Source organism: Candidatus Methylomirabilis sp. (assembly GCF_028716865.1).
In the GTDB taxonomy this organism is placed as follows: domain Bacteria; phylum Methylomirabilota; class Methylomirabilia; order Methylomirabilales; family Methylomirabilaceae; genus Methylomirabilis.
In genome coordinates this window covers 1-21,793 of record NZ_JAQUOY010000003.1, presented here as the reverse complement: position 1 = coordinate 21,793, position 21,793 = coordinate 1, and the positions used below count along the sequence as shown (strand labels likewise).

The 21,793-nt window shown below is 61.6% G+C and carries 19 protein-coding genes; 10 read left to right on the top strand and 9 right to left on the bottom strand.

What is annotated here, in order from left to right; all coding sequences use genetic code 11:
- Positions 1-415 precede the first annotated feature (415 nt).
- Positions 416-1,855, bottom strand: coding sequence for a DEAD/DEAH box helicase (locus tag PHV01_RS02015; protein WP_337289476.1), 1,440 nt, complete (start codon positions 1,853-1,855; stop codon positions 416-418).
- Between the two features lie 259 nt (positions 1,856-2,114).
- Positions 2,115-2,441, bottom strand: a complete 327-nt coding sequence (locus PHV01_RS02010; RefSeq protein ID WP_337289475.1) for a hypothetical protein — start codon at positions 2,439-2,441, stop codon at positions 2,115-2,117.
- 74 nt (positions 2,442-2,515) lie between these two features.
- On the opposite strand from PHV01_RS02010, the gene PHV01_RS02005 reads away from it, so the two are divergent.
- Positions 2,516-3,514, top strand: coding sequence for a M28 family metallopeptidase (locus PHV01_RS02005; RefSeq protein ID WP_337289474.1), 999 nt, complete (start codon positions 2,516-2,518; stop codon positions 3,512-3,514).
- Positions 3,515-3,524: 10 nt separating this feature from the next.
- On the opposite strand, the gene PHV01_RS02000 is transcribed toward PHV01_RS02005, so the two are convergent.
- The 3 genes from PHV01_RS02000 to PHV01_RS01990 form a co-directional block, all read right to left on the bottom strand.
- Entirely contained in the window at positions 3,525-4,277 is a 753-nt protein-coding gene (locus PHV01_RS02000) for a response regulator (RefSeq protein ID WP_337289473.1), read from the bottom strand.
- Positions 4,270-5,832 (bottom strand): DUF4118 domain-containing protein, encoded by a 1,563-nt coding sequence (locus PHV01_RS01995; protein WP_337289472.1) that lies wholly within the window; start codon positions 5,830-5,832, stop codon positions 4,270-4,272. The genes PHV01_RS02000 and PHV01_RS01995 overlap by 8 nt, the downstream gene beginning before the upstream one ends.
- A gap of 108 nt (positions 5,833-5,940) precedes the next feature.
- Positions 5,941-7,893 carry an APC family permease gene (locus PHV01_RS01990; protein WP_337289471.1) on the bottom strand — a complete coding sequence of 651 codons (1,953 nt, stop codon included), beginning with the start codon at positions 7,891-7,893 and terminating at the stop codon, positions 5,941-5,943.
- 246 nt (positions 7,894-8,139) lie between these two features.
- On the opposite strand from PHV01_RS01990, the gene PHV01_RS01985 reads away from it, so the two are divergent.
- Both PHV01_RS01985 and PHV01_RS01980 read left to right on the top strand, forming a co-directional pair.
- Positions 8,140-9,387, top strand: a complete 1,248-nt coding sequence (locus tag PHV01_RS01985) for a selenium-binding protein SBP56-related protein (protein ID WP_337289470.1) — start codon at positions 8,140-8,142, stop codon at positions 9,385-9,387.
- Between the two features lie 2 nt (positions 9,388-9,389).
- The gene (locus tag PHV01_RS01980; RefSeq protein WP_337289469.1) at positions 9,390-10,100 is read left to right on the top strand and encodes an SCO family protein; all 711 of its coding nucleotides are present in this window, start codon (positions 9,390-9,392) and stop codon (positions 10,098-10,100) included.
- Positions 10,101-10,106: 6 nt separating this feature from the next.
- Here PHV01_RS01980 and PHV01_RS01975 read toward each other — a convergent pair whose 3' ends face one another.
- Entirely contained in the window at positions 10,107-10,730 is a 624-nt protein-coding gene (locus tag PHV01_RS01975) for an iron-sulfur cluster assembly accessory protein (protein ID WP_337289468.1), read from the bottom strand.
- A 292-nt stretch (positions 10,731-11,022) separates the two neighbouring features.
- Here PHV01_RS01975 and recQ point away from each other — a divergent pair, with 292 nt between their 5' ends.
- The 6 genes from recQ to PHV01_RS01945 all read left to right on the top strand — a co-directional run bounded on the left by recQ (position 11,023) and on the right by PHV01_RS01945 (position 17,032).
- Positions 11,023-12,891, top strand: a complete 1,869-nt coding sequence (recQ, locus tag PHV01_RS01970; protein ID WP_337289467.1) for a DNA helicase RecQ — start codon at positions 11,023-11,025, stop codon at positions 12,889-12,891.
- A gap of 182 nt (positions 12,892-13,073) precedes the next feature.
- On the top strand, positions 13,074-13,676 hold the full coding sequence (locus PHV01_RS01965) for a Fe-Mn family superoxide dismutase (protein ID WP_337289466.1): 603 nt from the start codon (positions 13,074-13,076) through the stop codon (positions 13,674-13,676).
- Between the two features lie 22 nt (positions 13,677-13,698).
- On the top strand, positions 13,699-13,896 hold the full coding sequence (iscX, locus tag PHV01_RS01960; RefSeq protein ID WP_337289589.1) for a Fe-S cluster assembly protein IscX: 198 nt from the start codon (positions 13,699-13,701) through the stop codon (positions 13,894-13,896).
- Positions 13,897-13,921: 25 nt separating this feature from the next.
- Positions 13,922-16,159 carry an ATP-dependent RecD-like DNA helicase gene (locus tag PHV01_RS01955; RefSeq protein WP_337289465.1) on the top strand — a complete coding sequence of 746 codons (2,238 nt, stop codon included), beginning with the start codon at positions 13,922-13,924 and terminating at the stop codon, positions 16,157-16,159.
- An 8-nt stretch (positions 16,160-16,167) separates the two neighbouring features.
- Positions 16,168-16,548: a TraR/DksA family transcriptional regulator gene (locus tag PHV01_RS01950; RefSeq protein ID WP_337289464.1), complete on the top strand. Its 381-nt coding sequence runs from the start codon at positions 16,168-16,170 to the stop codon at positions 16,546-16,548.
- Between the two features lie 16 nt (positions 16,549-16,564).
- On the top strand, positions 16,565-17,032 hold the full coding sequence (locus PHV01_RS01945; protein WP_337289463.1) for a nucleotidyltransferase domain-containing protein: 468 nt from the start codon (positions 16,565-16,567) through the stop codon (positions 17,030-17,032).
- Between the two features lie 21 nt (positions 17,033-17,053).
- Here the strand turns inward: PHV01_RS01945 and dinB are convergent, their stop codons facing one another.
- The 3 genes from dinB to PHV01_RS01930 form a co-directional block, all read right to left on the bottom strand.
- Positions 17,054-18,271: a DNA polymerase IV gene (gene dinB, locus PHV01_RS01940; protein ID WP_337289462.1), complete on the bottom strand. Its 1,218-nt coding sequence runs from the start codon at positions 18,269-18,271 to the stop codon at positions 17,054-17,056.
- Between the two features lie 207 nt (positions 18,272-18,478).
- Positions 18,479-18,709 carry a hypothetical protein gene (locus tag PHV01_RS01935; RefSeq protein ID WP_337289461.1) on the bottom strand — a complete coding sequence of 77 codons (231 nt, stop codon included), beginning with the start codon at positions 18,707-18,709 and terminating at the stop codon, positions 18,479-18,481.
- Positions 18,710-18,776: 67 nt separating this feature from the next.
- Positions 18,777-19,079: a hypothetical protein gene (locus PHV01_RS01930; protein WP_337289460.1), complete on the bottom strand. Its 303-nt coding sequence runs from the start codon at positions 19,077-19,079 to the stop codon at positions 18,777-18,779.
- 474 nt (positions 19,080-19,553) lie between these two features.
- On the opposite strand from PHV01_RS01930, the gene PHV01_RS01925 reads away from it, so the two are divergent.
- The gene (locus tag PHV01_RS01925; RefSeq protein WP_337289459.1) at positions 19,554-21,482 is read left to right on the top strand and encodes an aconitate hydratase; all 1,929 of its coding nucleotides are present in this window, start codon (positions 19,554-19,556) and stop codon (positions 21,480-21,482) included.
- Positions 21,483-21,793 lie beyond the last annotated feature (311 nt).

Genomic DNA, 21,793 nt, shown 5'->3' with positions numbered 1-21,793 from the left:
CGCTGGTCAATTCGCGCTCGCCAGTTGGCGGCCAGCTCCTCGATACCGACCCAGCCTTCTTCAGAAGTCATGTCCGATCCTGCCTCGCACTTGTGAAGAGTGTCCATTCCTGACCACGAGGTGCTACGAGAGTATATGAAATCAGCTCACCCTGTCAAACGAGTCTCCGGGGACCCGGAGGCAGTGAGATGAATGAGGACAGAACCCAACACCTTCTTGTGGTGACTGAGTATCTTGGGAGGGCTGGCTCATCAAGGGTGCAAGCGAGAGACGAAGTGGTTTACAGCGCTCAACCTGAGACAGTCGGGTGTGGGTGGGGCTGAGGGGGGAATTACGTTGCCTGGAGCGAGGAGCGGAAGGAAACTGGCTTGGTGGCGCCAGCCACCAAGCCCATTCCGGCCCGCATAGATGTGTGCTACGCCCTACGAGCGCTCCGTGGCTCTGTGGCGGAGCCATTGCTTCGCCAGCCGGCCTGCCCGTTCGCGCGTCCACTCACTGGCCTGCTGAAGGACTTCCCTGTGACCGGCTTTCCGGCCCAGCGGCTTGGGCTGGCTGAGCGATTGCTCCTGGGGTTCTGCCCCGCTGTCCCGTTTCCGGCGGGACCCACCGTGATCCCTGGCGTGGCCCGGCGCGCAGCATTCGCCTTCGCTCGGACCCGCTCCTCCGCTTTTCGGGCGCGGATGGCGGCGATGCGTTCGACGAGGGGAACCTCAAAGCGCTCCGCGGGAGCATGTGCGTAATTGAACCCCTGAACCTTCTGACGCGGCAGGCGTGTGCCGATGGCGCGCTCGATCATACGAAGGTTGTCCTCTTCGTTCGGCGAGACAAGGGTGTAGGCATCACCCGTGGCATCCACCCGTCCCGTGCGCCCGACCCGGTGGATATAATCCTCTGGGAGCTGCGGAACGTCGAAATTCACGACGAGGCCTAATGCTTCCACGTCGATACCGCGAGCGGCGATGTCTGTCGCGACGAGGACGCGACACCGTCCCCTCTTGAAGCTGGCCAGGGCGTCGGTCCTCTGCGCCTGGCTGCGGTTCCCATGGATCCTTTCGCAGGTGACGCCGTGCTTTTCGAGGAAGTCGGCAAGCCGGTTGGCCCGGTGCTTGGTTCGGGTAAAGGCCAGTACGTGCTTGGACGCGCTGTTCTTTACCAGTTCCAGGAAGAGAACGGACTTCAGCTCATGCGGGACAGGGTAGGCCACATGGGTGATCCCCGCCGCCGGCGCAGATTTCCGCTCGATATTCAGAGAGACTGGATTCTGCAGCATGTCCTTGGCAAGTTCCACGATCGGCGCCGGCAAGGTCGCCGAAAACAGCAGCGTCTGCCGTTGCTTGGGGACGTGGTGGAGGATGCGGCGGATGTCGGGCAGAAAGCCCATATCGAGCATGCGGTCCGCCTCATCGAGCACGAGGTGCTCAATGCCGGCGAGGCGCGCATACGGGTACTGGCAGTGGTCGAGGAGCCGGCCTGGGGTAGCGATCAGGACGTCCACGCCTCGGCGAAACGCCGCTTCCTGGGGCCCCATGGAGACGCCCCCGTAGACCGCGGCCCCCTTCAGGGGCGTGTGCGCTGCAAGATCGTGGAGGTGCTCCGAAATCTGCGCCGCCAGCTCACGGGTAGGCGCCAGGATCAGCGCCCTCGTGGTTCCCCTGGGCTTCTCCATAAGGCGATGGAGGATAGGCAGCAGGAACGCCGCGGTCTTGCCGCTCCCTGTCACGGCGCTGGCCATGACGTCCCGGCCCTCCAGAAGGGGCGGAACGGCGAGGCGCTGGATCGGTGTGGGGCGATCAAACCCCATGTTCTGGACGGCTTTCAACAGGTTCGCGTTGAGTGAGAATGACGAAAACGACATAATCCTCCTAATGCTGCTTTTGGGCGCGCCTGTCCATTGATGGGCACAGCACACCCGCGTTGTTTGTCCGGTCGGATTGAGTGGGGCTAACGGCGGGATCACCGGAGAAGTCGCCGTGCAGGCTCTGAAGGTCCCAGCTCGACACTGGATCGAGCCGCGTCACGGCCTCGATCGATCTTGCAACTGCAATTTCAAGTCACTATAACACGATTGCCGCGTTGCTCCAAGGGGAAAATTCAAGAGGTTGGCGCGCTCTCGACTATCGCGCAGAGGGATCACCCACAAACTTTACCGGTTCCTTCCCATTGATGATATCGGGTGTGATGGCCCAAGTCCCACGGCAGGCAGCACCGGCTACCTTGTCAGCGTTGTCGCGGCCGGCAAAGATCAATGTAAAGCCGCTTGCGATTCCCCCGCCCAGGCAGAAGACCGCCTTAAACGGAAAATAGACCACTGTCCCTAGCCCGCTTCCCACCCCTGTCCCGATTTGCGACAGCGTACTTTCTTGCGTCCCTGACGCAGCCCAGCTCGCCGTGCTGTGTGCAAGAAGCAGCAAAGCCAAACCCAGCGCAGTCACGTACCTCATGCTCTCCCCCTTTCTGTGAAAGGTTTTCAATCAGAATACCCACCCTCTAGTGTAAAATTATCCGAGAATGGGAAATGTCACGATCAGCCTATATCGATCAGGATCGAGACCAGCGCGATCTGACATCGCTGGATGATACCATGCCGCACACGCTAAAACCAGCCGTCAAAACCGCATGCATCACAGGAGACGTCTCCTCTCAGCGCCTTCGAGCCCACGTCGAACGTCTCGCCGGCGAGATCGGCGAGCGCAACGTGTCCCGACCGGAGGCGCTGCGGGCCGCCGCCGACTACATCGAGGCCGAGTGGCACTGCCAGGGCTACCAGGTCATCCCGCACTGGTACGATCTCTCCGGCACGCAGTGGGCCAACCTGGAGGTCTCGCGGCCTGGGAGCGCTCGACCGGGTGAGATCCTGCTCATCGGCGCCCACTACGATTCGGTGATGGGGAGCCCGGGTGCCAATGACAATGCCAGCGGTGTCGCCGCCTTGTTGGAGCTGTCCCGACTGTTCACCGACATCACGCCGGCGCTGACGGTTCGCTTCGTGGCCTTCGTCAATGAGGAGCCGCCATTCTTCTTTACACGGCGGCAGGGGAGCGTCGTCTATGCCAAGGCCGCCCGTGCTCGCGGCGATGTCATTCGCTTGATGGTCTCGCTGGAAACGATCGGCTGCTACTGTGACAAGACTGGCAGCCAACGCTACCCACCCCTGTTCCGCTTCTTCTATCCGAACCGAGCCAACTTTATCAGCTTCGTTTCCAACTTTCGCTCGCGCGCCCTTATGCGCCGCGCGGCAGAGGCCTTCCGCCAAACCTCCGACTTTCCGCTCGAGCACGTGGCGACCTTTTTCTTTATCCCGGGGGTCGCCTGGAGCGATCACTGGTCGTTCTGGCGGCAAGGCTACCCTGCCTTCATGGTCACCGACACCGCCTTTTACCGCTACCCGTACTACCATACGAGCCAAGACACTCCCGAGAAGCTGGCCTATCCGGAGCTGACCCGATTGACAGCGGGACTCGCCGAGACCTTCGCCACGTTAGCCCTGGGTGGCCTGGGCAGCGAACGGGACTAGCCTCCTGCGGCTATTCCGATGCCAAGCGGTAGCCTACGCCGGGTTCGGTCAGCAGATAGCGTGGACGCGCCGGGTCGGCTTCGAGCTTCCGTCTGAGCTGGGCGACGTAGACCCGGAGGTAGTGGGCCTGCTCGGTGGACTGGGGGCCCCAGACCTCCTTCAACAACTGCTGCTGGGTTACCACCTTTCCCGCATAGCGAATGAGCGTCGTCAGCAACCTGTACTCGATTGGGGTCAGGTGGACCTCCCTCCCCTCGACCGTAACCCTTCTCACCGCCAGATCCACATGCAGATCGCCCACGCAGAACGTTGACTCGGCAGTCTCTGTGGAGCTACGCGCTGCGTGTCGTAAGACCACCCGCATGCGAGCGAGCAACTCGCCCACACCAAACGGCTTGCTTACATAGTCGTCCGCACCCGCATCCAGCGCAGCGATCTTGTCGCGTTCTTGCCCCCGCGCCGACAGCACGATAATCGGCACGGCGGTCCACTCGCGAAGCCGACGGATGACCTCGAGACCGTCGATGTCGGGCAGACCGAGGTCGAGGATGACGACGTCGGGTGGGCGCGCAGCCGCCTCCGCCAAGCCCTCTTCACCCGTGGCCGCCTCAAACAGGCGGTACCCCTGACTCATCAATGTAGCGCGGAGAAAGCGTCGTATCGGCCGTTCGTCCTCAATGAGTACGACGGCCGGGCCACACGTCGGAGTATCCGGTCTCTCCTCCTGGGCCGCCGCCGCCAGACTGTCCGGAATATCAGGCATCGATCCCCTCCAGTTCCGGGGGTGTGCCGGTCAGAGGGATAGTAAAGCAGAACGCCACACCGCCCTCCGGTCGGTTCTCAGCCCAGATGCGACCGCCATGCGCCTCCACAATCCCCCGGCAGATCGCCAGCCCAAGACCGGCGCCACGCGAGGTGGAGCCGGACCCGCGATAGAACTTGTCGAAGACCCGCTTCTCGTCGCCGGACGGCAGGCCTGGCCCCCGATCAGCGACCTCCACGGTGACCGTTGCATCGTGCGCCCACGCCGTGATCTCCAGAGGGCTTCCGTCAGGGGTATGCTTGACCGCGTTGTCCAGCAGATTGATCAGCACCTGCTCGAGCAGGACGTCGTCGATCGGGACGAGGGGCAGATCAGCCGGCAACGAAGTGGTCACGGGGCGGTCGCGCAAGAGCTTCGCCAGGCGGCCCAGCGCGGCGCCGACGACCTCCTCCAGCGGGTACCACTCTTTTCGGACCTGCAGGGTTCCAGACTCAAGCCGCGTCATCTCGAGCAGGTTGTTCACCAGGCGATTGAGGCGGTCGGCCTCCTCGGACAGCGATTCGAGCAGTTCTCGCTGCGTCGGCGCGTCGAACTTTTCCTCACTCTCCAGCAGGCTGCTCGCGGCGCCGGTGATGGTGGCAAGGGGCGTCCTGAGATCGTGGGACACCGAACTCAGGAGCGAGCTGCGCAGCCGCTCCGTCTCTGCGCGTATCTGTGCTTCTTGCGCGGCCTCGGCGAGCTGCGTGCGCTCGAGCGCCAAGGCGGTCTGGTTGGCAAACGTCTCAAGCTGATGGAGTTGCTCAGGGGCTTCAAGCGAGTGCGGAACCGCCGGCTGAAGCCCCAGCACGCCAAGGGTCCCATGCGACGCAATCAGCGGGAGGTACAGGGCCTTTGCCCCGGGGAGGGTGGCCGTTCCACATCCGGCCATCTGCCCATGTTCGTACACCCACTGGGCCACCCCAAGCTCCGAGGGGGTCATCCCGAACTGGGCAGGAAGACCGATCTGAAGGCTGAGGTGGCCGCTCGGGTCGGGGAGCAGAATTGCGATATGGCCGCCGAAAACCTCAGCGATGTGTCGTGTGGCGGCCCGCAGCACGTGTTCGACTCCTCGTGTGCTCGCCAGTTCCCGGCTCAGCGCGTACAGCGCGGCCGTCCGCCGCTCGCGCTGCCGCGCGGTCTCTGCCTGGGCGCGGATACGCACGGTCAGGCCGCTGATGACAAGCGCGACCACCAACATGACACCGAAGGTGACGAGGTATTGGGCATCGGCCACCACAAAGGTAAGATAGGGGGGCACGAAGAAAAAATCGAAGGCCGCCACGCTCAGGACCGACGCGAGGGCCGAGGGGCCGGGGCCGGAGCGGGCGGCGACACCGGTTACCCCGAGCAGATACACCATGATCAGATTAGAGGCTTCGAAATACGGGAACATCAGCCACGCCACCGCCGTGCAGAGCGCGACGACGGCCGTGGCCCGGCCGTAGGCAGCCCAATCCGGGTTGTGCGGACGAGCTGCTACGGTGACGGACGAGATCGACAGCCCCTCTTGTTGCATGATGTCGTGGTCACATGTGCCTTACACGATGGTACGGCTATTCGGAACTGCCTAACTAACCAAGCATAGCACACGCTTCGCCGGAGGCTGAAGTATGACTCGTCATGATTACTCGAGTTGGTAGGGGACGTTGGTCACCACAACCCCGCGTTTAAAGAGTAAGGCCATCCGCAACCACATGGCTGCTTGAGTATGCATGAGGTTATGCCACCTGCGGCGGGGTACGAACTGCGGCACGACAATGGTAATAGTCTCATTGGGTTGGCGCTGAGCCGCAATCTCCTCGATGTAGCCAACCAGAGGTTCGAGGAACAGCCGGTAGGGGGAATGCAGGACGATGAGGCGGACCCCCTCGCCCCACCATTCCCACTTATTGCGCACCCGCTCGGCTTCAGCCGGATCCATGGAGACGTAGACCACCGTAATGTCGTCGGAGAGCGATCGGGCGTAGCGGAGCGCGGCAACGGTCCCACGATGGACACCGCTGATGGGCATGATTACCCGATGCCGCGACATGCGCTGGGGCGGGCCGAAATCCTCCAACGACAGGTGGGCAGCCAGATCCCGGTAATGGTGGTGGATGGCGAAGAAGACCACGACCATCGCAGGCACAAGAAGGACGACGATCCACGCCCCGTCGCGAAACTTCGTGGCGGCAAAGACCACCATCACGATGGCCGCACAGATCGAGCCGAACCCGTTGATCCCCATCTTCAGCGCCCAGCGCGGTTCATGCCGAAGTACCGAGCCCGGCTCCTGAACTTCCACGCCGGGGGCGAGGTGACCGGCCTTCCACCACCGACACGCCATGCCGGCCTGCGAGAGCGTGAATGAGAGAAACACCCCGATCGCATAGAGGGGGATCAGGGCGGTGACACTCGCCTGGAAGAGTACGATCAGTGCCGAGGCAATCAGCGCGAGGGCGATGATACCCCGCGAGTAGACGAGACGGCTTCCCCGGTAGGTGAGCTGGCGGGGCAGGAACCCATCGCCGGCATGCAGAGCGCTGAGTCGAGGGAAGTCCGCAAATGCGGTATTGGCGGCCATAACAAGGATGAGGGTAGTGGCTGAGATGGCAGCCAGGTAGAGCGGCCCCTGCCCCTGGAATACTGTGCGGGCCAGTTGCGAGATCACGGTCTCTGCCTCTGATGGGATGGTACCCATTTTGACCGCAAGGTAGGTGATGCCCAGGAACAGCGTGCCCAGAATCGCCGACATCCAGATCAGCGTGATACCTGCGTTGTGGCTCTTGGGCTCCTTAAATGCGGTGATGCCGTTTGAGATGGCCTCCGTCCCTGTCACAGCGGTCGTGCCATTCGAGAAGGCATGAAGGATCAAGAAGAGTGACACCGAGGCCATCTCAGGGGCTCGCAGGGGCGGCGGATTGACGACTGCGCCAAGGCTTCCCGTCATGTAGCGGTAGAAGCCGATCCCGACGGTCAAGAACATCATCCCGAGGAAGAAGTAGGTGGGGATAGAGAAGGTCACGCCGGATTCCTTGACGCCCCGCAGGTTGATCACCATGATGAGCAGGACCAGCACGACGGACAGGATGACCCGATAGGGGAAGAGGGACGGGTAGGCAGAGGTAAGCTGGGCCACACCCGACGCGACAGAGACGGATACCGTGAGGATGTAATCGGTCAGGAGCGCCGCGCCCGCCGTCTGGGCAGGAAGCTCGCCCAGATTGTCCCGCGCGACGATATACGCGCCCCCGCCGCCCGGATAGGCGTGGATGGTCTGCTCATACGAGAGGGTGAGGATCGTCAGTAACGCCACAATCGCGATTGCGATCGGAAAGGCGTAGACGAAGGCGGCTGCACCCACCGCGGCCAGCACAAGTAGAATCTCCTCAGTGGCATAGGCCGTCGATGACAGCGCGTCGGAGGCGAACACGGCCAGACCGATCGTCTTGCCGATGGTCTGGTGAGGCGCGTCCGCACTGGAAAGCGGGCGGCCAAAGAGCCGCGTGCGCCACGAGAAGGGCGGTCGGTACTCTGCGACACGCTCGAATACGTTGGATTCAGTCTCTTCCTTCGTTATGGGCCAAGGATTTCGCATTCGTCCCTCCGCCTACTCTTCCTCGGATTCCTACCCTCTATCATCAACCTAGAGCTGAGAGAGGGTCAGGTCAAATCAAAAGGCCGTTAAGATTGACACTCGAAGCATCAAGGAGTTGTAAAAATGATGATTAGTGAGGTTGCCTACGGTAGCGTTGGTGGGAGCGTGGCTTGACCCGAGTTGGGGGGGTATGAAAGAATACGCTTGGGTTGCGACAATCCAAAAAGCCAAAAGAGGGGCACGAGCATGAAAACGCTATATCGCCTGATAGGAATGCTGTGGCTTGTGGCCATTATGCTGATGAGTGGCCATGCTCTAGCCGATGAGACCTGCCAGTCGCCCTTCCTCCCTAAGGTGACCGGGCAGGAGGACTATATCTATGTCTGGACGCTGGGGATCAAGGGAGTGGCCGACGGAAACGACAGCCTGGTGACTGTTGACGCGAACCCCAAGTCCAAGACCTACGGGCAGATCATCCACCGGGCCCCCGTGCCGGGGCAACATGAGGCTCACCATGCCGGGTTCACTGACGACCGGCGGTATCTGTGGGCCGGAGGTCTGGACGATAGCTATATCTTCATCTTCGATGTGGCATCGAACCCGGCCAAGCCCAAGTTAGTCAAGACAATCAAGAGCTTCGTGAAGGACACGGGCGGCCTCGTCGGTCCCCACACGTTCTATGCCCTGCCGGGGCGGATGCTCATCACGGCCCTCTCGAACGCGAACGATAGCTCAGGCAGGACGGGGCTGGCGGAATACTCCAACGAGGGACGCTTCATCCGGACGATCTGGATGCCGAAGGAGGCGCCCTATGGCTATGACGTGCGGGTCAATGTGAACCTGAATCGCATGCTCACCTCCTCCTTCACCGGCAAGAAGAACTACATGCGGCCCCTCGGTGAGCTGGTCAAGGATGCGGAGGCGATGAAAACTTTCGGCGATTCGGTGGTGGTCTGGGACTTCCACGCCCGCAAGCCGCTGCAGATCTTGCAAGTCCCCGGCGCGCCGCTGGAGTTGCGCTGGGCGCTGATGCCGAACCATTATTACGCCTTTACAGCAACGGCCCTCGCTCACCAACTTGTCCTCATCTACCAGCAAGAGGACGGAACCTGGGCGACCAAGGCGATCGCCGATCTCGGCGAGAACCTTCCCGTCGATATCAGCATCGCCCCAGATGACAGCAAGATCTACGTCACCTCATTTATGGCCGGTACGCTTCGCGTGTACGACATCTCCAATCCCTTCGAAGCCAAGCTGATCGAGCAGGTGAAGCTGGGCGAAATGGCGAATATGGTATCCGAATCATGGGATGGCACGCGCCTCTACGTCACCAACTCGCTCCTCTCAAAATGGGATAAGCCGGGAGACTACTGGCTCAAGGCCTATGCCTGGCGCGATGGGAAGCTCACGCCCGCATTCACCACCGACTTCAACGCGGTGGGCCGGGCTCACCTGATGAACTTTGGAAGCAAGGGGCTGCGCGGACCGGAGTAGGCATGGGTGCTGTCCTGATCGGTGCAGCGTTGGCGGCGGTTACCCTTCTAGCAGATTTCGCATGGGCCAATGCCCACGAGAGCGTGGGATTTGAGGAAACATACATTCAGGGCGTATTCTCGCCCAGGTTTACCCCGCCCGTTGCCGGAACCTATGACCTTCCGGTCATCACGCGCGTCTCGCCAGTCGTCCTGATCGATACCGCCGGCCGCCGCGTCAACACTGCGTCCCTCATGCATGGCAAGGTGGCGGTCGTCAGCTTCATCTACACGGCCTGCTCCGACCGGCTTGGCTGTCCACTGGCCGGCATGGCGCTCCGAGAACTCCAGGCGAAACTCCTGCAGGAGGGTCTTCAAGATCAGGCGGTGTTGCTATCCATCAGCCTGGATGCTGAACGCGATACGCCTGCTCAGCTCGCCAAGTACGCTCGCGTCTTTGGGGCGGAGTCATCGCTCTGGCATCTGCTGACGGCCCCCTCGGAGCAAGTTCTCAGGACGACGCTGAAGAGTTATGGGCAGGATCGGGCGAAGGTCTACGACGAGCGCGGGCACTTTACCGGCCGATACCGTCACGTCCTTAAGGTATTCCTGGTGGATCAGGCGGGGAATGTTCGCAACATCTACAGCACAGGCTCCCTGGTGCCACAGGTCATGATGAACGACATTAAAACAGTGCTGGCCGACAAGATCGCCGCTTCACCAGATATCAGGTAAGCTCGGTTAGTACTGAGTGAACGGGTCTACCTGCTCGTCAGACCAGGGGGGAGCCCCTCGCTGAGACCCCTTGTAGTATGGGTTGGTGCCACCCGCATGGTCGGTTGTGTCGAGGACCTGGCGGATCTCGGGAACCGCCTCCTGGATCGCTACAGCGACCCCCTGCTTCAATGTCATGTCGGCCATCCCGCAGCCGTGGCACCCACCCCCAAAGGTGATGTAGGCGATACCATCCTTGACGTCGAGGAGCGTCACGGATCCGCCGTGAGCCGCCACGCCCGGATTGATTCGGATATCTATTACCCGCTGGACGGCCGCCGCTATAGGGTCTTTCCACCCGGAGTTCGGGTTGTCGATCTTGAAGCCGCTTTCGTAGACCCCCTCGATGAAGTCCACCGTGGCGCCCTGAAGCTTGGGCGCGCTCTCGGCATCGACATAGACCTTGAATCCGTCAGCGTCGATCACAGTATCGTCGGCCCCTTTGTCCTTCTCGGCCATGAACCCAAGCCCATAGTGAAAGCTCCCAGGGCCTCCCCCTGTCACCACGACACGCACCCCCACGCCTGGCTGCCCCTCGGCCTCCATAAGCTCGAGGATCTTCTTTTTTGCCGATTCAGTGATCGTGAGCATATATTCCTTCCTCTGAGGCTTTACGCCTATGTTGATTTCCGTCTCTGGCCCATGGCACAGTTGGACCACTCTTATGGTAGACATAAAGGTCCCCTCCCGTCAACCTGAAGCGCCCCTCAAGAATGGATTGACAGCGCAACCCGTTCATTGGCCTGTCATTCTAAAAAGGATTTTGGTATAACCATCTGACTTATAATAAGGAGTTTTGCCGCTTGTTGAATAAGTATCCCGAACGCCTCGGGTAGTTGCCTGGGCGCGGGTTCCCGGTCGAAGGCAAGGAGTGGGGGTACGCGTGGAGAACATCAGGCGAACCGTAAAGCGCGTGTGGGGCTACGACACGCTCCTCCCATTGCAGGAAGAGGCCATAGGGGCGGTATTGGCGGGGCGAGACTCCATCGTCATCCTCCCGACGGGGGGTGGGAAGTCGCTCTGCTATCAGGCGCCGGCGGCGGCGATGGGGAAGCTGGCCGTGGTGGTGTCGCCCCTCATCGCCCTCATGAAGGACCAGGTGGACGGGCTCACCACCGCGGGGGTGCCGGCCGCCTTCCTGAACAGCAGCCTGACGACCGACGAGCGACGGTTGGTGGAGGCCAATGTGGCCCGCGGGCGGTACCACCTCCTGTACGTGGCCCCTGAGCGGCTGACGCTTCCGCCCTGCTTGAGGTTGCTGAGGCAAGCCGGGGTGGCGTTCTTCGCGATCGACGAAGCGCACTGCATCAGCCAATGGGGGCACGACTTCCGGCCGGAGTATCGGCAACTCAGAGTAGTGCGGGAGGCCTTTCCGGACGTGGCCATCCATGCCTTTACGGCCACGGCCACGCCGCGTGTTCGGGCGGACATCGCCACGGAGTTGGCGCTGCGGGAGCCCGAGATCCTGGTCGGGAGCTTCGACCGTCCGAACCTGATCTACCGGGTGCGCCGGCGCACGGATCGATTGCGGCAGGTCACAGAAGCGTTGGAGCGGCACCGGGGAACAGCCGGGATCATCTACTGCATCCGCCGGGCGGAGGTAGATCAGCTCGCCGACGCGCTGCGACGGCGGGGATACCGGGCAGTGGCATATCACGCCGGGTTGGCCGATGCCGAACGACGGCGCGCTCAGGATAACTTCATCACAGAACGGGCGGATGTCATAGTGGCCACGGTAGCGTTCGGGATGGGCATTGACCGGTCCGACGTGCGCTACGTCATCCACGCCGGAATGCCCAAGTCCATCGAGCACTACCAGCAGGAGGCGGGCCGGGCCGGGCGCGACGGCCTGCCGTCGGAGTGCCTGCTGCTCTACTCCGGCGGCGACTTCGGTCTGTGGCGGTCCATCTTGATGGCGGAGGGGCTGCCGTCGCCTGGCGCCCTGCCGAAGCTCGGGGAGATGTATGACTACTGCCAGGGCGGCGCCTGTCGACACCGCTTTCTCGTGAACTACTTCGGCCAGGCATACCGCGCGGACACGTGCGGAGCTTGCGACATCTGCCTCGGCGAGGTGGCCGTCGAGGACGGCTCGGCGGCGCTGGCGCGACAGATCCTCGCCTGCGTCACAGAGATGGGGGAACGGTTCGGCGCCGACTACGTGGCGGACGTCCTGCGTGGGGCCGAAACGGCCCGGATCGCAAGGATGCGCCACAACCGGCTGGACACCTACGGCGTCCTGCGACAGTACCCGAAGGCGACGGTGCGGAACTGGATTGAGCAGCTCGAGGGACAGGAGTATCTGGCGCGCGGCGAGGGAGAGTACCCGACGCTCGACGTCACCGCACGGGGCCATCGGGCCCTCCGGGGAGAAGATGCAGCGCCGCTTCTCCGCACGGTCGCCCGCCCCGCGCGCGAGACGCCGTCCCGACCTGCGCGTCAGGCCGTGCCGCCGGGCCTTGGCCGAACGGGTGATGAGGATCTGTTCGAGACGCTCCGCGCCCTCCGTCGGACCATGGCCGAAGAGCGAGGTATCCCACCCTATCTCATCTTCAGTGACGCCAGCCTGCGTGAGATGGCGCGAGAGCGACCCACCACCGAGGAAGCCTTCCTGCAGATCAAGGGGGTCGGCCTGCGCAAGCTCCAGGATCTCGGCCAGCGCTTTCTGGCCTGCATCCGTCAATACGGAGACGGCTCCACAGGCGACACTTCGCCTGCGCCTTCCATCGTCCGCTCGTCGACTAGGCGGGACTGACTCATCCTTGAATCTTGACATTCCCACCCTGCGTGTCTATGCTCCCTTCTGTGCGTAGGTCGTCAGTCGCAACAACGAACGTCATTTTCGCAAAGCTTGTCCCCGCACACTTGAAGCGGGAATCCGCAAAGGCACTGGATTTCAGGTCAACCCTTATCAGTTCGTCAGAGGAGGAGTAGCCGATGGCTTATGAGGCAAGGAATTATGAGCAGTTGCTGGGGATTGACGGATTGAGTGATCAGATCTTGAAGAATCATTTTACGCTCTATCAGGGGTATGTGACCAATACCAATAAGCTGGCCGACGCGCTGGGTCAAATGCTCAAAGAGGGCAAGATAGCCGTTGCGGAGTACGCAGAGCTGAAGCGGCGATTTGGCTGGGAATTCAATGGAATGCGCTTGCATGAGTACTATTTTGGGAATATGGTGAAAGGTGGGAAGGGACTTGATCCGGCCTCAGGATTCGCTCAAAAGCTTGCAGCCGATTGGGGTTCATACGACAATTGGCAAAAGGATTTTAAAGCCTCAGGCGCCATCAGGGGGATCGGTTGGGTGGTCTTGTGCCTTGACCCGATCGCCAATCGAACGTGTAATGTCTGGATCAATGAGCACGACGCGGGGCACCTGGCCGGGGGCATTCCCCTGATGATTATGGATGTCTTCGAACATGCGTTTATGATCGACTACGGGCTGAAGCGAGCCGATTACATCGAGACCTTCTTTCGAGCCATTGACTGGTCGGCTGTGACGGCACGGTTCGCCAACGCACCGAAAGTAACCTTATAGAGGTGGACGAAGGACAATGAGCCTGTTTTGGGACGACACGTACGAGATCGCGACGGCCCTGATCCAGTCGCATCCTGAGCAGGATCCCCTGGAGGTCCCGTTCACCACCCTGCAGAAGTGGGTCACTGAACTCGCGGATTTCGACGACGACCCTAACGGCGCCTCGGAGTCTAAGTTGGAGGCGATTCAGATGGCCTGGTACGAGGAGGCGACAGGCTAAACTCTCAGGTCGGAGTGGCGCCCAGATGCCTGCGCGATCATACGACACGCTCCAGGGGACGCTGGAGCGGATCACCTATGTCAATGAAGAGAACCACTATGTGGTGGCCAGGCTCCAGGTCTCCGGACGGCGAGACCTGGCCACCATTGTGGGGAACCTGCCGACCGTCACGCCGGGCGAAACCCTCAAGCTGACCGGCGAGTGGGTCCAGCACAACCGATACGGCGAACAGTTCAAGGTCGAGGCGTTCGAGACCATCACCCCCGCAACACTCACCGGCATCGAGAAGTATCTGGGCTCAGGCCTCATCAAAGGGATCGGTCCGATCTTCGCCAAAAGGCTGGTGGAGGCCTTCGACATCGACACCCTGCGCATCATCGAGGAGGAGCCCTCCCGCCTGCTCACCGTGGATGGGATCGGCGAGGTCCGGCTTCAGCGAATCCGGACCGCCTGGGAAGAGCAGAAAGAGATCCGGGAGGTGATGATCTTCCTGCAGGGCCATGGCGTCTCCTCCGCCTATGCCGCCAAGATCTTCAAGACCTACGGAAAATCCTCCATCGCTGTTGTCCAGGAAAACCCCTACCGGCTGGCTAAGGACATTTACGGAATCGGATTCAAGACCGCCGACCGGATCGCCCAGGCGATCGGGATCGAGTTGCATTCGCCCCTCCGGGTAGAGGCCGGCGTGATCCATGTCCTGAACGAGCTGGCTAGTGAAGGCCATGTGTACTACCCGCTCGGCGACCTGACGAAAGCAAGCGCCGGTATTCTGGAGGTGGACAAGGATCTGGTCACCCAGGCGGTTGAGCGGCTTCGACACGAGGAGCAGATCATCTGCCTGCCTGTGCGTGACCGCACGCAGACAGGTGCGCCAGAGCCGCAAGAGGTGGCGGTCTATCTCGCCTCGCTGTATGCCGCGGAAGAAGGGGTCGCTCGGCGCCTGCAGGCCCTGGCTGAAGGCGGCGAACTCCCGCCGGACATCGACATCGAACGTGCCATCCTCTGGGTAGAGCAGATGAACAGGCTGAGCCTGGCAGCGCAGCAGCAAGAGGCAATTCGTCAGGCTCTCCTGCAGAAGCTGCTGGTCATCACCGGAGGTCCCGGCACCGGTAAGACGACCATCCTACGGTGCATCCTGCAGATCCTGGACAAGAAGCATCGCCGAATGCTCCTCTGCTCTCCCACTGGGCGGGCGGCGAAGCGGATGAGTGAGGCCACGGGGCGGGAGGCCAAGACCATCCATCGCCTCCTGGAGTTCAGCCCAAAGGATGGCCGATTCAAGCGGGACCAGCACAGACCGCTGGAGGCCGATCTGGTGATCGTAGACGAGGCCTCGATGATCGACGTGGTACTGATGAACTCCCTCCTGAAGGCCATCCCTCCGGCTGCCGGGCTGATTCTGGTGGGCGATGTGGACCAACTCCCATCGGTCGGGCCGGGCGCCGTACTGCGCGACATCATCGCGTCTGGCCTTGTCCAGGTCATCCGACTGTCCGAGATCTTCCGGCAGGCCAAGGAGAGCCAGATTGTGGTCAATGCCCACCGGATCAATCGGGGGGAGATGCCGTTCTGCACTGATTGGGAGGCGCAGGAGCAAGGCGACTGTTACCTGCTTGCCAAACAAGACGCCCTGGAGGTCCAGGCGGCGATCCTGGAGCTGGCCGCACGCGGTCTGCCGACACGGCATCGCGTGGACCCGATGGAGGAGTTGCAGATCCTGAGCCCGATGCAGAAAGGACCGATCGGCGCCATGCAACTGAACCAGGCGCTGCAGGCGCTCCTGAACCCGTCAGGGCCGGAACTGCTTCGCGCCGGTCGCCTCTATCGGCGTGGGGACCGCGTGATGCAGATCAGGAATAACTACGACAAGGACGTCTACAACGGCGACATCGGCCGGATCGTCACGCTCGATCTGGAGGACCGCGAGGTCACCGTCCGGTTTGACGACCGCCAGGTCACATACGACTTCAATGAGCTGGATGAGCTGGTGCTCGCCTACGCCGTCACGATCCACAAGAGCCAGGGCAGCGAGTATCCGGTGGTCATCATCCCGGTTCACACGGCGCACTATGTCATGCTTCAGCGAAACCTCCTCTACACCGCCATCACGCGAGGCAGGCGCCTGGTCGTCCTGGTTGGCACCAAGAAGGCGATCGCCATCGCCGTAAAAAACCAGAAGATCCAGCAGCGTTATACCGGACTCGCCGGTCGACTGCTCAAGGAATGCCAGCAGCCAATCCTTTCGCTGGCGCTTTCCGAATAGGGTTACCGATGAACGAGCACAATCAGACAGAGACCGACTCGGAGGGTAGAAGTTCACAACTCCTGGCGTTACTGACCGAACGACGTGAGCGGCTCGCTGCGCGGATCCGCCAAGCGCTCCGTGAGCGGCAGGAGGAGTCCCAAATGCGGGACGCGCCAGGTTCTCACGGCTGGGCGGCGGCCCCTGAGGGCAACATCAGCCTAGCCATGGTGGCGCAGCAACAACAACAGCTTCAGCAGATCGACGCGGCCATCCAGCGTACCAAGGCCGGGACCTACGGCCGCTGTGCCGGATGCGGCGAGGAGATCCCCCTCGCCCGCCTGCAGGCATTACCCTTCGCCCAACGTTGCGCTGCCTGCCAGGAAGAGTGGGAAGCAGAAAAGCGATGAAGCGGGGACAAGTCTGATGAAACGGGCCCATCGACTGAGCCCTACTGAACGTTGCGCTATTCGGGAACAGATCGCCGCCGAGTTACTACATTACCCCGACGTACTTTTCGCCTACGTTTACGGCTCATTTCTCAAATCTGAAGTATTCCACAACGTAGATATCGGCGTCTACCTCTCCAGCAGCCACTTCAACAACGCCATGGCCGCGAATCTGTCGGCCCATCTGAGCGGCAAGATCAAACTCCCAGTCGATGTCCGCACCCTTAATACGGCGCCGATTTCCTTTCGCCTCTACGTCTTGCGTGGTGAGTGTCTGTTCAGTCGCAACGACAACCTCCGCACCAGTATCATGGAGGACACCATGCGGAGCTACTTAAACATCGCCTCCCCGCGTCGCCACACCACCAAGGAAGCCTTCGGCTATGGCGAATCTGACGACTCGAATGACGGCTCCCTGAGAACGGACGACAAGGGCCATGACTAAAGTCTATACAAGAACCTACGGTCACGAAGAGGAAAGCAGGCTGGCTGGACGGATCGCCTTCTTCCCAAATCGCGCCTGGATACGATCCACGGCCTCCGTCAACCGGCGCTGCTTGGCGCCGGCAGGATCGAGCTCCAACGAGAGCTGCTGTCCTGATCCCGCGCGATCAGACAGCTTTGAGGCCGTCACCCCCAGGAGCCGCACCTTGCGGCCCGAGGAGGGAAGCCGCTCCAACAGCATCATCGCCGTCCAATAGAGGTCCTGCGATTGATCGGTCGGCTCTGAGAGCGAGACCGACCTGGTCTGGGTGCGGAAGGTCTCATCCCGCAGTTTCAGAGTAAGGACACCGGCCTGGAGAGCATCCACACGCAGTCGTCGAGCCACCCGCTCCGATAAGGCCAACAGCGTCTGACGGATCCGGACGGGATCAGCCGTATCCTCAGCAAATGTGGTTTCGGCTCCCACCGACTGGGCGGACTCCTCCGGGATCACCTCTCGCGTATCGATTCCTTGGGCCAACTCCCACAGGTGCGCGCCAAGCTGCCCGAAGGTGGCCGCCAGCTCCATCTGGGATCGAGCCGCCACCTCGCCGATGGTCATACACCCCATCCGGCGCAGACGTCCTGCGGTCTTCGGCCCAACGCCCCAAAGCCGTTCGATCGGCAGGCCCTGGAGAAAGCCAGCCTCCTGTCCGGGCGGAACGATCACGAAGCCGTTCGGTTTCCGTAGGTCGGAGGCGACCTTGGCGACGAACTTGTTGGCGGCGATACCGACGGAGGCCCCAAGCCCCGTCCCGGCCCGGATTTCCGCCTGGATCCGCCGTCCGATGATCTCTGCAGGACCGAAGAGCCGGAGACTTCCGGTCACATCCAAGAAGGCCTCATCCAGGCTGAGTGGCTCCACGAGGTCGGTGTAGCGGGCAAAGATCTGGAAGATCTGTACGGAGACGGCCCGATAGCGCGACATCCGAACGGGAAGGAAGACTCCCTCCGGACACCGCCGGTAGGCCTGGCTGATCGGCATGGCCGAGTGGATGCCGAACACGCGGGCTTCATACGAGGCGGCGGACACGACCCCGCGGCCTTTTCCGCTTTTGGGATCGGCCCCCACGATCACGGGACGCCCGCGATAGACTGGGTGATCGCGCTGCTCGACCGAAGCGTAGAAGGCATCCATGTCAATGTGGATGATCCACCTGTGCTCGCCTGATCGATCGCCACCCGCCTGCATGGACCCCATTGCTCTCCTTGGCGGCAGGGCCCTTCGCGCGGCATCCCATCCCCATCACGGTCCAGAGACCGGACCCTGCACTACATCAGATCATACCGCGCCTCGGTGCAGGGCGAGGAGATCCAGTCTCACACCTGAAAACGTTGCCCTTCGCCCGGTATTACGCTCCACAGTAGGAGGACTACGAGGGGCGGCGGCAACAGGAATCGTCGTCTGTCAGGATTTTCCTCTCGCTGTCTTCCTGTGCGGCGCTCTTTTTACCTGCTTCTTGGCGGTTCCTTTGTGGCCCTTTTTTGCTGCAATAGCCTGTTTGCTCTTCGCCGGGGCCTGGCGCACTTTCGCCTTTGGCGTGGGGGCCTGGGCTTGCGCATCCGCGATGGTGAAGAGCGGGAGGGAGAGACTGAAGGCAGCCGCCAGTGCTACCGCAACAGCTTTTTTCTTGTCCATCGATGTGACCTCCTTAGGGTTGTTGAGCGCCATGCCAACCAGTAGCCGTCAAGTCTAAACCGCGTAGTCAGTAGCCGTATGGGGGACAAGCATACCGGTAGTAGCCGAAGACCCAGTTTCCGTAGGGGTCATAGTACCCCGGGGTCCAGACCTGTGCGCATGGCGGATAGGCCCGGTAGGCCGGTGGGTAATAGACGCGCGACGGAGCGGGATAGGGATACACCGCGTGCGGCACCATGGGAATCCCGATGTTCAGCCCGAAGAAGAAATGCGTCTTTGCCAGCACGGGCTCGGCTGGAACGAGGAGTAGGCCGCTCAAGAGTAGAACGGCGATCAGCGCGGGAACGAACTGCTTCGCGAACCTTTTCATCTGACCCGCCTCCTTTGAGTGATAGAGCACAGATCATACCGCACTATGGCGGCTCTCGGTGATCTGATCTCGATCGTGCTACTTGAGATCCGTCTACCTGAGGAAGAAGCAATCGCCATGCCAGATCAGAGAGGCTCTATGGTCCAAGCGCCAACTCACGGATTTTTCGAGGCTTGCTTGGGCCGTCGAGGGGGGTGTGGGCGACGGGCGCACCCACATTCCCTTTTACGCTATACGGTTTGCGTTGGACGAAAGCTCAAGTGGTGCATTGCCTCAAGGCCCTGCCCTTCGCCCAGTGTTGCGATCATTCTCCTCTGCAAGGCGCTACCGATACCATTGCCGCCCCTTTTTCGTTGACGCTGTGTGCGGTTGCAATTACGATGAATATGAAATGTGTGCACGGTTGGTTGTATCGGCTGCTACAAGATCATATCTCTTGAATAGGACTATGCCACTGACCGATAGGGTAAAGCGATGGGCATGAACTTGGTGCAGAAGATTTTTGAGGCTCACCGAGTCGCTGGAGGGCTGATCCCTGGCAAAGAGGTCGCGATCCGGATCGATCAGACGCTGACCCAGGACGCCACCGGGACGATGGCCTATTTGCAGTTCGAGGCGATGGGCATCCCGCGTGTCAGAACAAAGCTATCCGTCAGCTACGTGGACCACAACATGCTGCAGACCGGTTTCGAGAACGCCGACGACCATCGGTTCCTGCAGAGCATCGCGGCCAAGTACGGCATCTACTTCTCGCGTCCAGGGAATGGCATCTGCCATCAGGTCCACCTGGAGCGGTTCAGCACGCCGGGCCAGATCCTGCTCGGCTCCGATAGCCACACTCCGACCTGCGGTGGCGTCGGGATGATCGCCATCGGAGCGGGCGGCCTGGATGTCGCCGTAGCCATGGGGGGCGGGCCGTTCTATCTCCCCATGCCAAAGGTCCTACTGGTCCGACTCAACGGCCGGCTGGGCCCTTGGGGGGCGGCCAAGGACATTATCCTGGAGGTCTTGCGGCGACTCACCGTGAAAGGTGGCGTGGGGAAGATCCTGGAGTATGGGGGCGACGGGGTGACGTGCCTCACCGTACCGGAGCGGGCTACGATCACGAACATGGGCGCTGAGCTTGGCGCGACCACCTCCATCTTCCCCAGCGATGAGCAGACCCATCGTTATCTCGCGGCGCAGGGACGGGAAGGCAGTTGGGTCCCCCTGGCGCCCGATCCCAATGCCACCTACGACGAGGTGATCGAGATCGATCTGGACCGACTCGAGCCGATGGTGGCCCGGCCATCGAGCCCGGACAACGTCTGCCCGGTCTCTGAGGTTGAGGGGACCAAGATCTCGCAGGTCTGCGTCGGAAGCTGCACCAACTCATCTTTCCGAGATCTGATGACGGTCGCGATGATGCTGAAAGGGAAGACGGTTCACCCAAACATCAGCTTCACGGTCACACCAGGTTCTAAGCAGGTCTACACCATGATCGCCGCCAACGGGGCGCTCACCGACCTGATCGCGTCCGGGGGGCGGATTCTAGAGGCGGCCTGCGGCCCGTGCATCGGCATGGGTCAGGCCCCTGCCAGCGGCACTGCCTCACTCCGAAGCTTCAATCGCAACTTCGAGGGACGGAGCGGCGCGCCCAACGACAAGGTCTACCTGGCGAGCCCGGAGGTCTGCGCGGCCTCTGCTCTGGCCGGCGAAATCGTCCACCCTAGGCGCGTCAGCCAACCGGTGTCGGTTCTCCCGCCGGAGCGGTTCGTCCTTGACGACAACCTGATCGTCCCGCCATCGCCGCATCCGGAACAGGTCGAGGTGACGCGCGGTCCCAACATCAAGCCGGTCCCGATCCGAGGCGAGCTCCCCTCCACCATCGAGGGCGAACTCCTCCTGAAGATGGGCGACAACATCACCACCGACCATATCCTCCCGGCGGGCTCCAAGATCCTGCCGCTCCGCAGCAATATCCCGGCCATCTCGGAGTATGCCTTCAGCCGGGTCGATCCGGAGTTCGCCAGGCGCGCAAAGGAGAAGGGCGGCGGCTTCGTGGTCGGGGGCAGCAACTATGGCCAGGGCTCGAGCAGAGAACACGCGGCACTGGCGCCGATGTACTTGGGCCTGAAAGGGGCCATCGTCACCTCGTTCGCCCGCATCCACCGCGCCAACCTGATCAACTTTGGGATCCTGCCGTTGATCTTTGCGAATGAGCGGGATTATGATGGTATCGACCAGGGGGATCACCTGCGAATTGAGCGCGTAGCCGAGCAGATCCGAGGGGGACAGCAGGTTGTCGTAAGCAATGTCACCAAAGAGACGGAGTTCGTGGTCAGGCATGATCTTACCGCTCGGGAGGTAGATATCGTCCTGGCCGGTGGGATGCTGAACTACACTATCAAGGCTACGGCCTAGGAGGTGAGCATGCAAAATCTGCTGTGGCAGCTAGGCGGAATTGTGCTCGTTGGAATTCTCGCATACCTGATCGTCTTCCGCAAACGAGGGTCAGGCTGAAAGCACTAGACAGCCCGCGGCGCGGGTCTCAGGTCTCATCAGAAATCCCGTCTTCGTATCCTCTGGCCTACACGAGGCCAGAGGATTTGTAGTCCTGTCAAACATGGGTAACACATCCGCCCTGCCGTCCCCACCGTCGCGCGGGCGCGATATCGGGGCGCCCGCGCCGGCGGGGCCCCTGGTCAGCCATACCACCGGCGCAGCCCCCGAAA

Bases quoted from the DNA above. Each gene is read 5' to 3' on its own strand.
- PHV01_RS02015 (WP_337289476.1), bottom strand. From the start codon at position 1,855: ATGTCGTTTTCGTCATTCTCACTCAACGCGAACCTGTTGAAAGCCGTC.
- PHV01_RS02010 (WP_337289475.1), bottom strand. From the start codon at position 2,441: ATGAGGTACGTGACTGCGCTGGGTTTGGCTTTGCTGCTTCTTGCACAC.
- PHV01_RS02005 (WP_337289474.1), top strand. From the start codon at position 2,516: ATGTCACGATCAGCCTATATCGATCAGGATCGAGACCAGCGCGATCTG.
- PHV01_RS02000 (WP_337289473.1), bottom strand. From the start codon at position 4,277: ATGCCTGATATTCCGGACAGTCTGGCGGCGGCGGCCCAGGAGGAGAGA.
- PHV01_RS01995 (WP_337289472.1), bottom strand. From the start codon at position 5,832: ATGCAACAAGAGGGGCTGTCGATCTCGTCCGTCACCGTAGCAGCTCGT.
- PHV01_RS01990 (WP_337289471.1), bottom strand. From the start codon at position 7,893: ATGCGAAATCCTTGGCCCATAACGAAGGAAGAGACTGAATCCAACGTA.
- PHV01_RS01985 (WP_337289470.1), top strand. From the start codon at position 8,140: ATGAAAACGCTATATCGCCTGATAGGAATGCTGTGGCTTGTGGCCATT.
- PHV01_RS01980 (WP_337289469.1), top strand. From the start codon at position 9,390: ATGGGTGCTGTCCTGATCGGTGCAGCGTTGGCGGCGGTTACCCTTCTA.
- PHV01_RS01975 (WP_337289468.1), bottom strand. From the start codon at position 10,730: ATGCTCACGATCACTGAATCGGCAAAAAAGAAGATCCTCGAGCTTATG.
- PHV01_RS01965 (WP_337289466.1), top strand. From the start codon at position 13,074: ATGGCTTATGAGGCAAGGAATTATGAGCAGTTGCTGGGGATTGACGGA.
- PHV01_RS01955 (WP_337289465.1), top strand. From the start codon at position 13,922: ATGCCTGCGCGATCATACGACACGCTCCAGGGGACGCTGGAGCGGATC.
- PHV01_RS01950 (WP_337289464.1), top strand. From the start codon at position 16,168: ATGAACGAGCACAATCAGACAGAGACCGACTCGGAGGGTAGAAGTTCA.
- PHV01_RS01945 (WP_337289463.1), top strand. From the start codon at position 16,565: ATGAAACGGGCCCATCGACTGAGCCCTACTGAACGTTGCGCTATTCGG.
- dinB (WP_337289462.1), bottom strand. From the start codon at position 18,271: ATGGGGTCCATGCAGGCGGGTGGCGATCGATCAGGCGAGCACAGGTGG.
- PHV01_RS01935 (WP_337289461.1), bottom strand. From the start codon at position 18,709: ATGGACAAGAAAAAAGCTGTTGCGGTAGCACTGGCGGCTGCCTTCAGT.
- PHV01_RS01930 (WP_337289460.1), bottom strand. From the start codon at position 19,079: ATGAAAAGGTTCGCGAAGCAGTTCGTTCCCGCGCTGATCGCCGTTCTA.
- PHV01_RS01925 (WP_337289459.1), top strand. From the start codon at position 19,554: ATGGGCATGAACTTGGTGCAGAAGATTTTTGAGGCTCACCGAGTCGCT.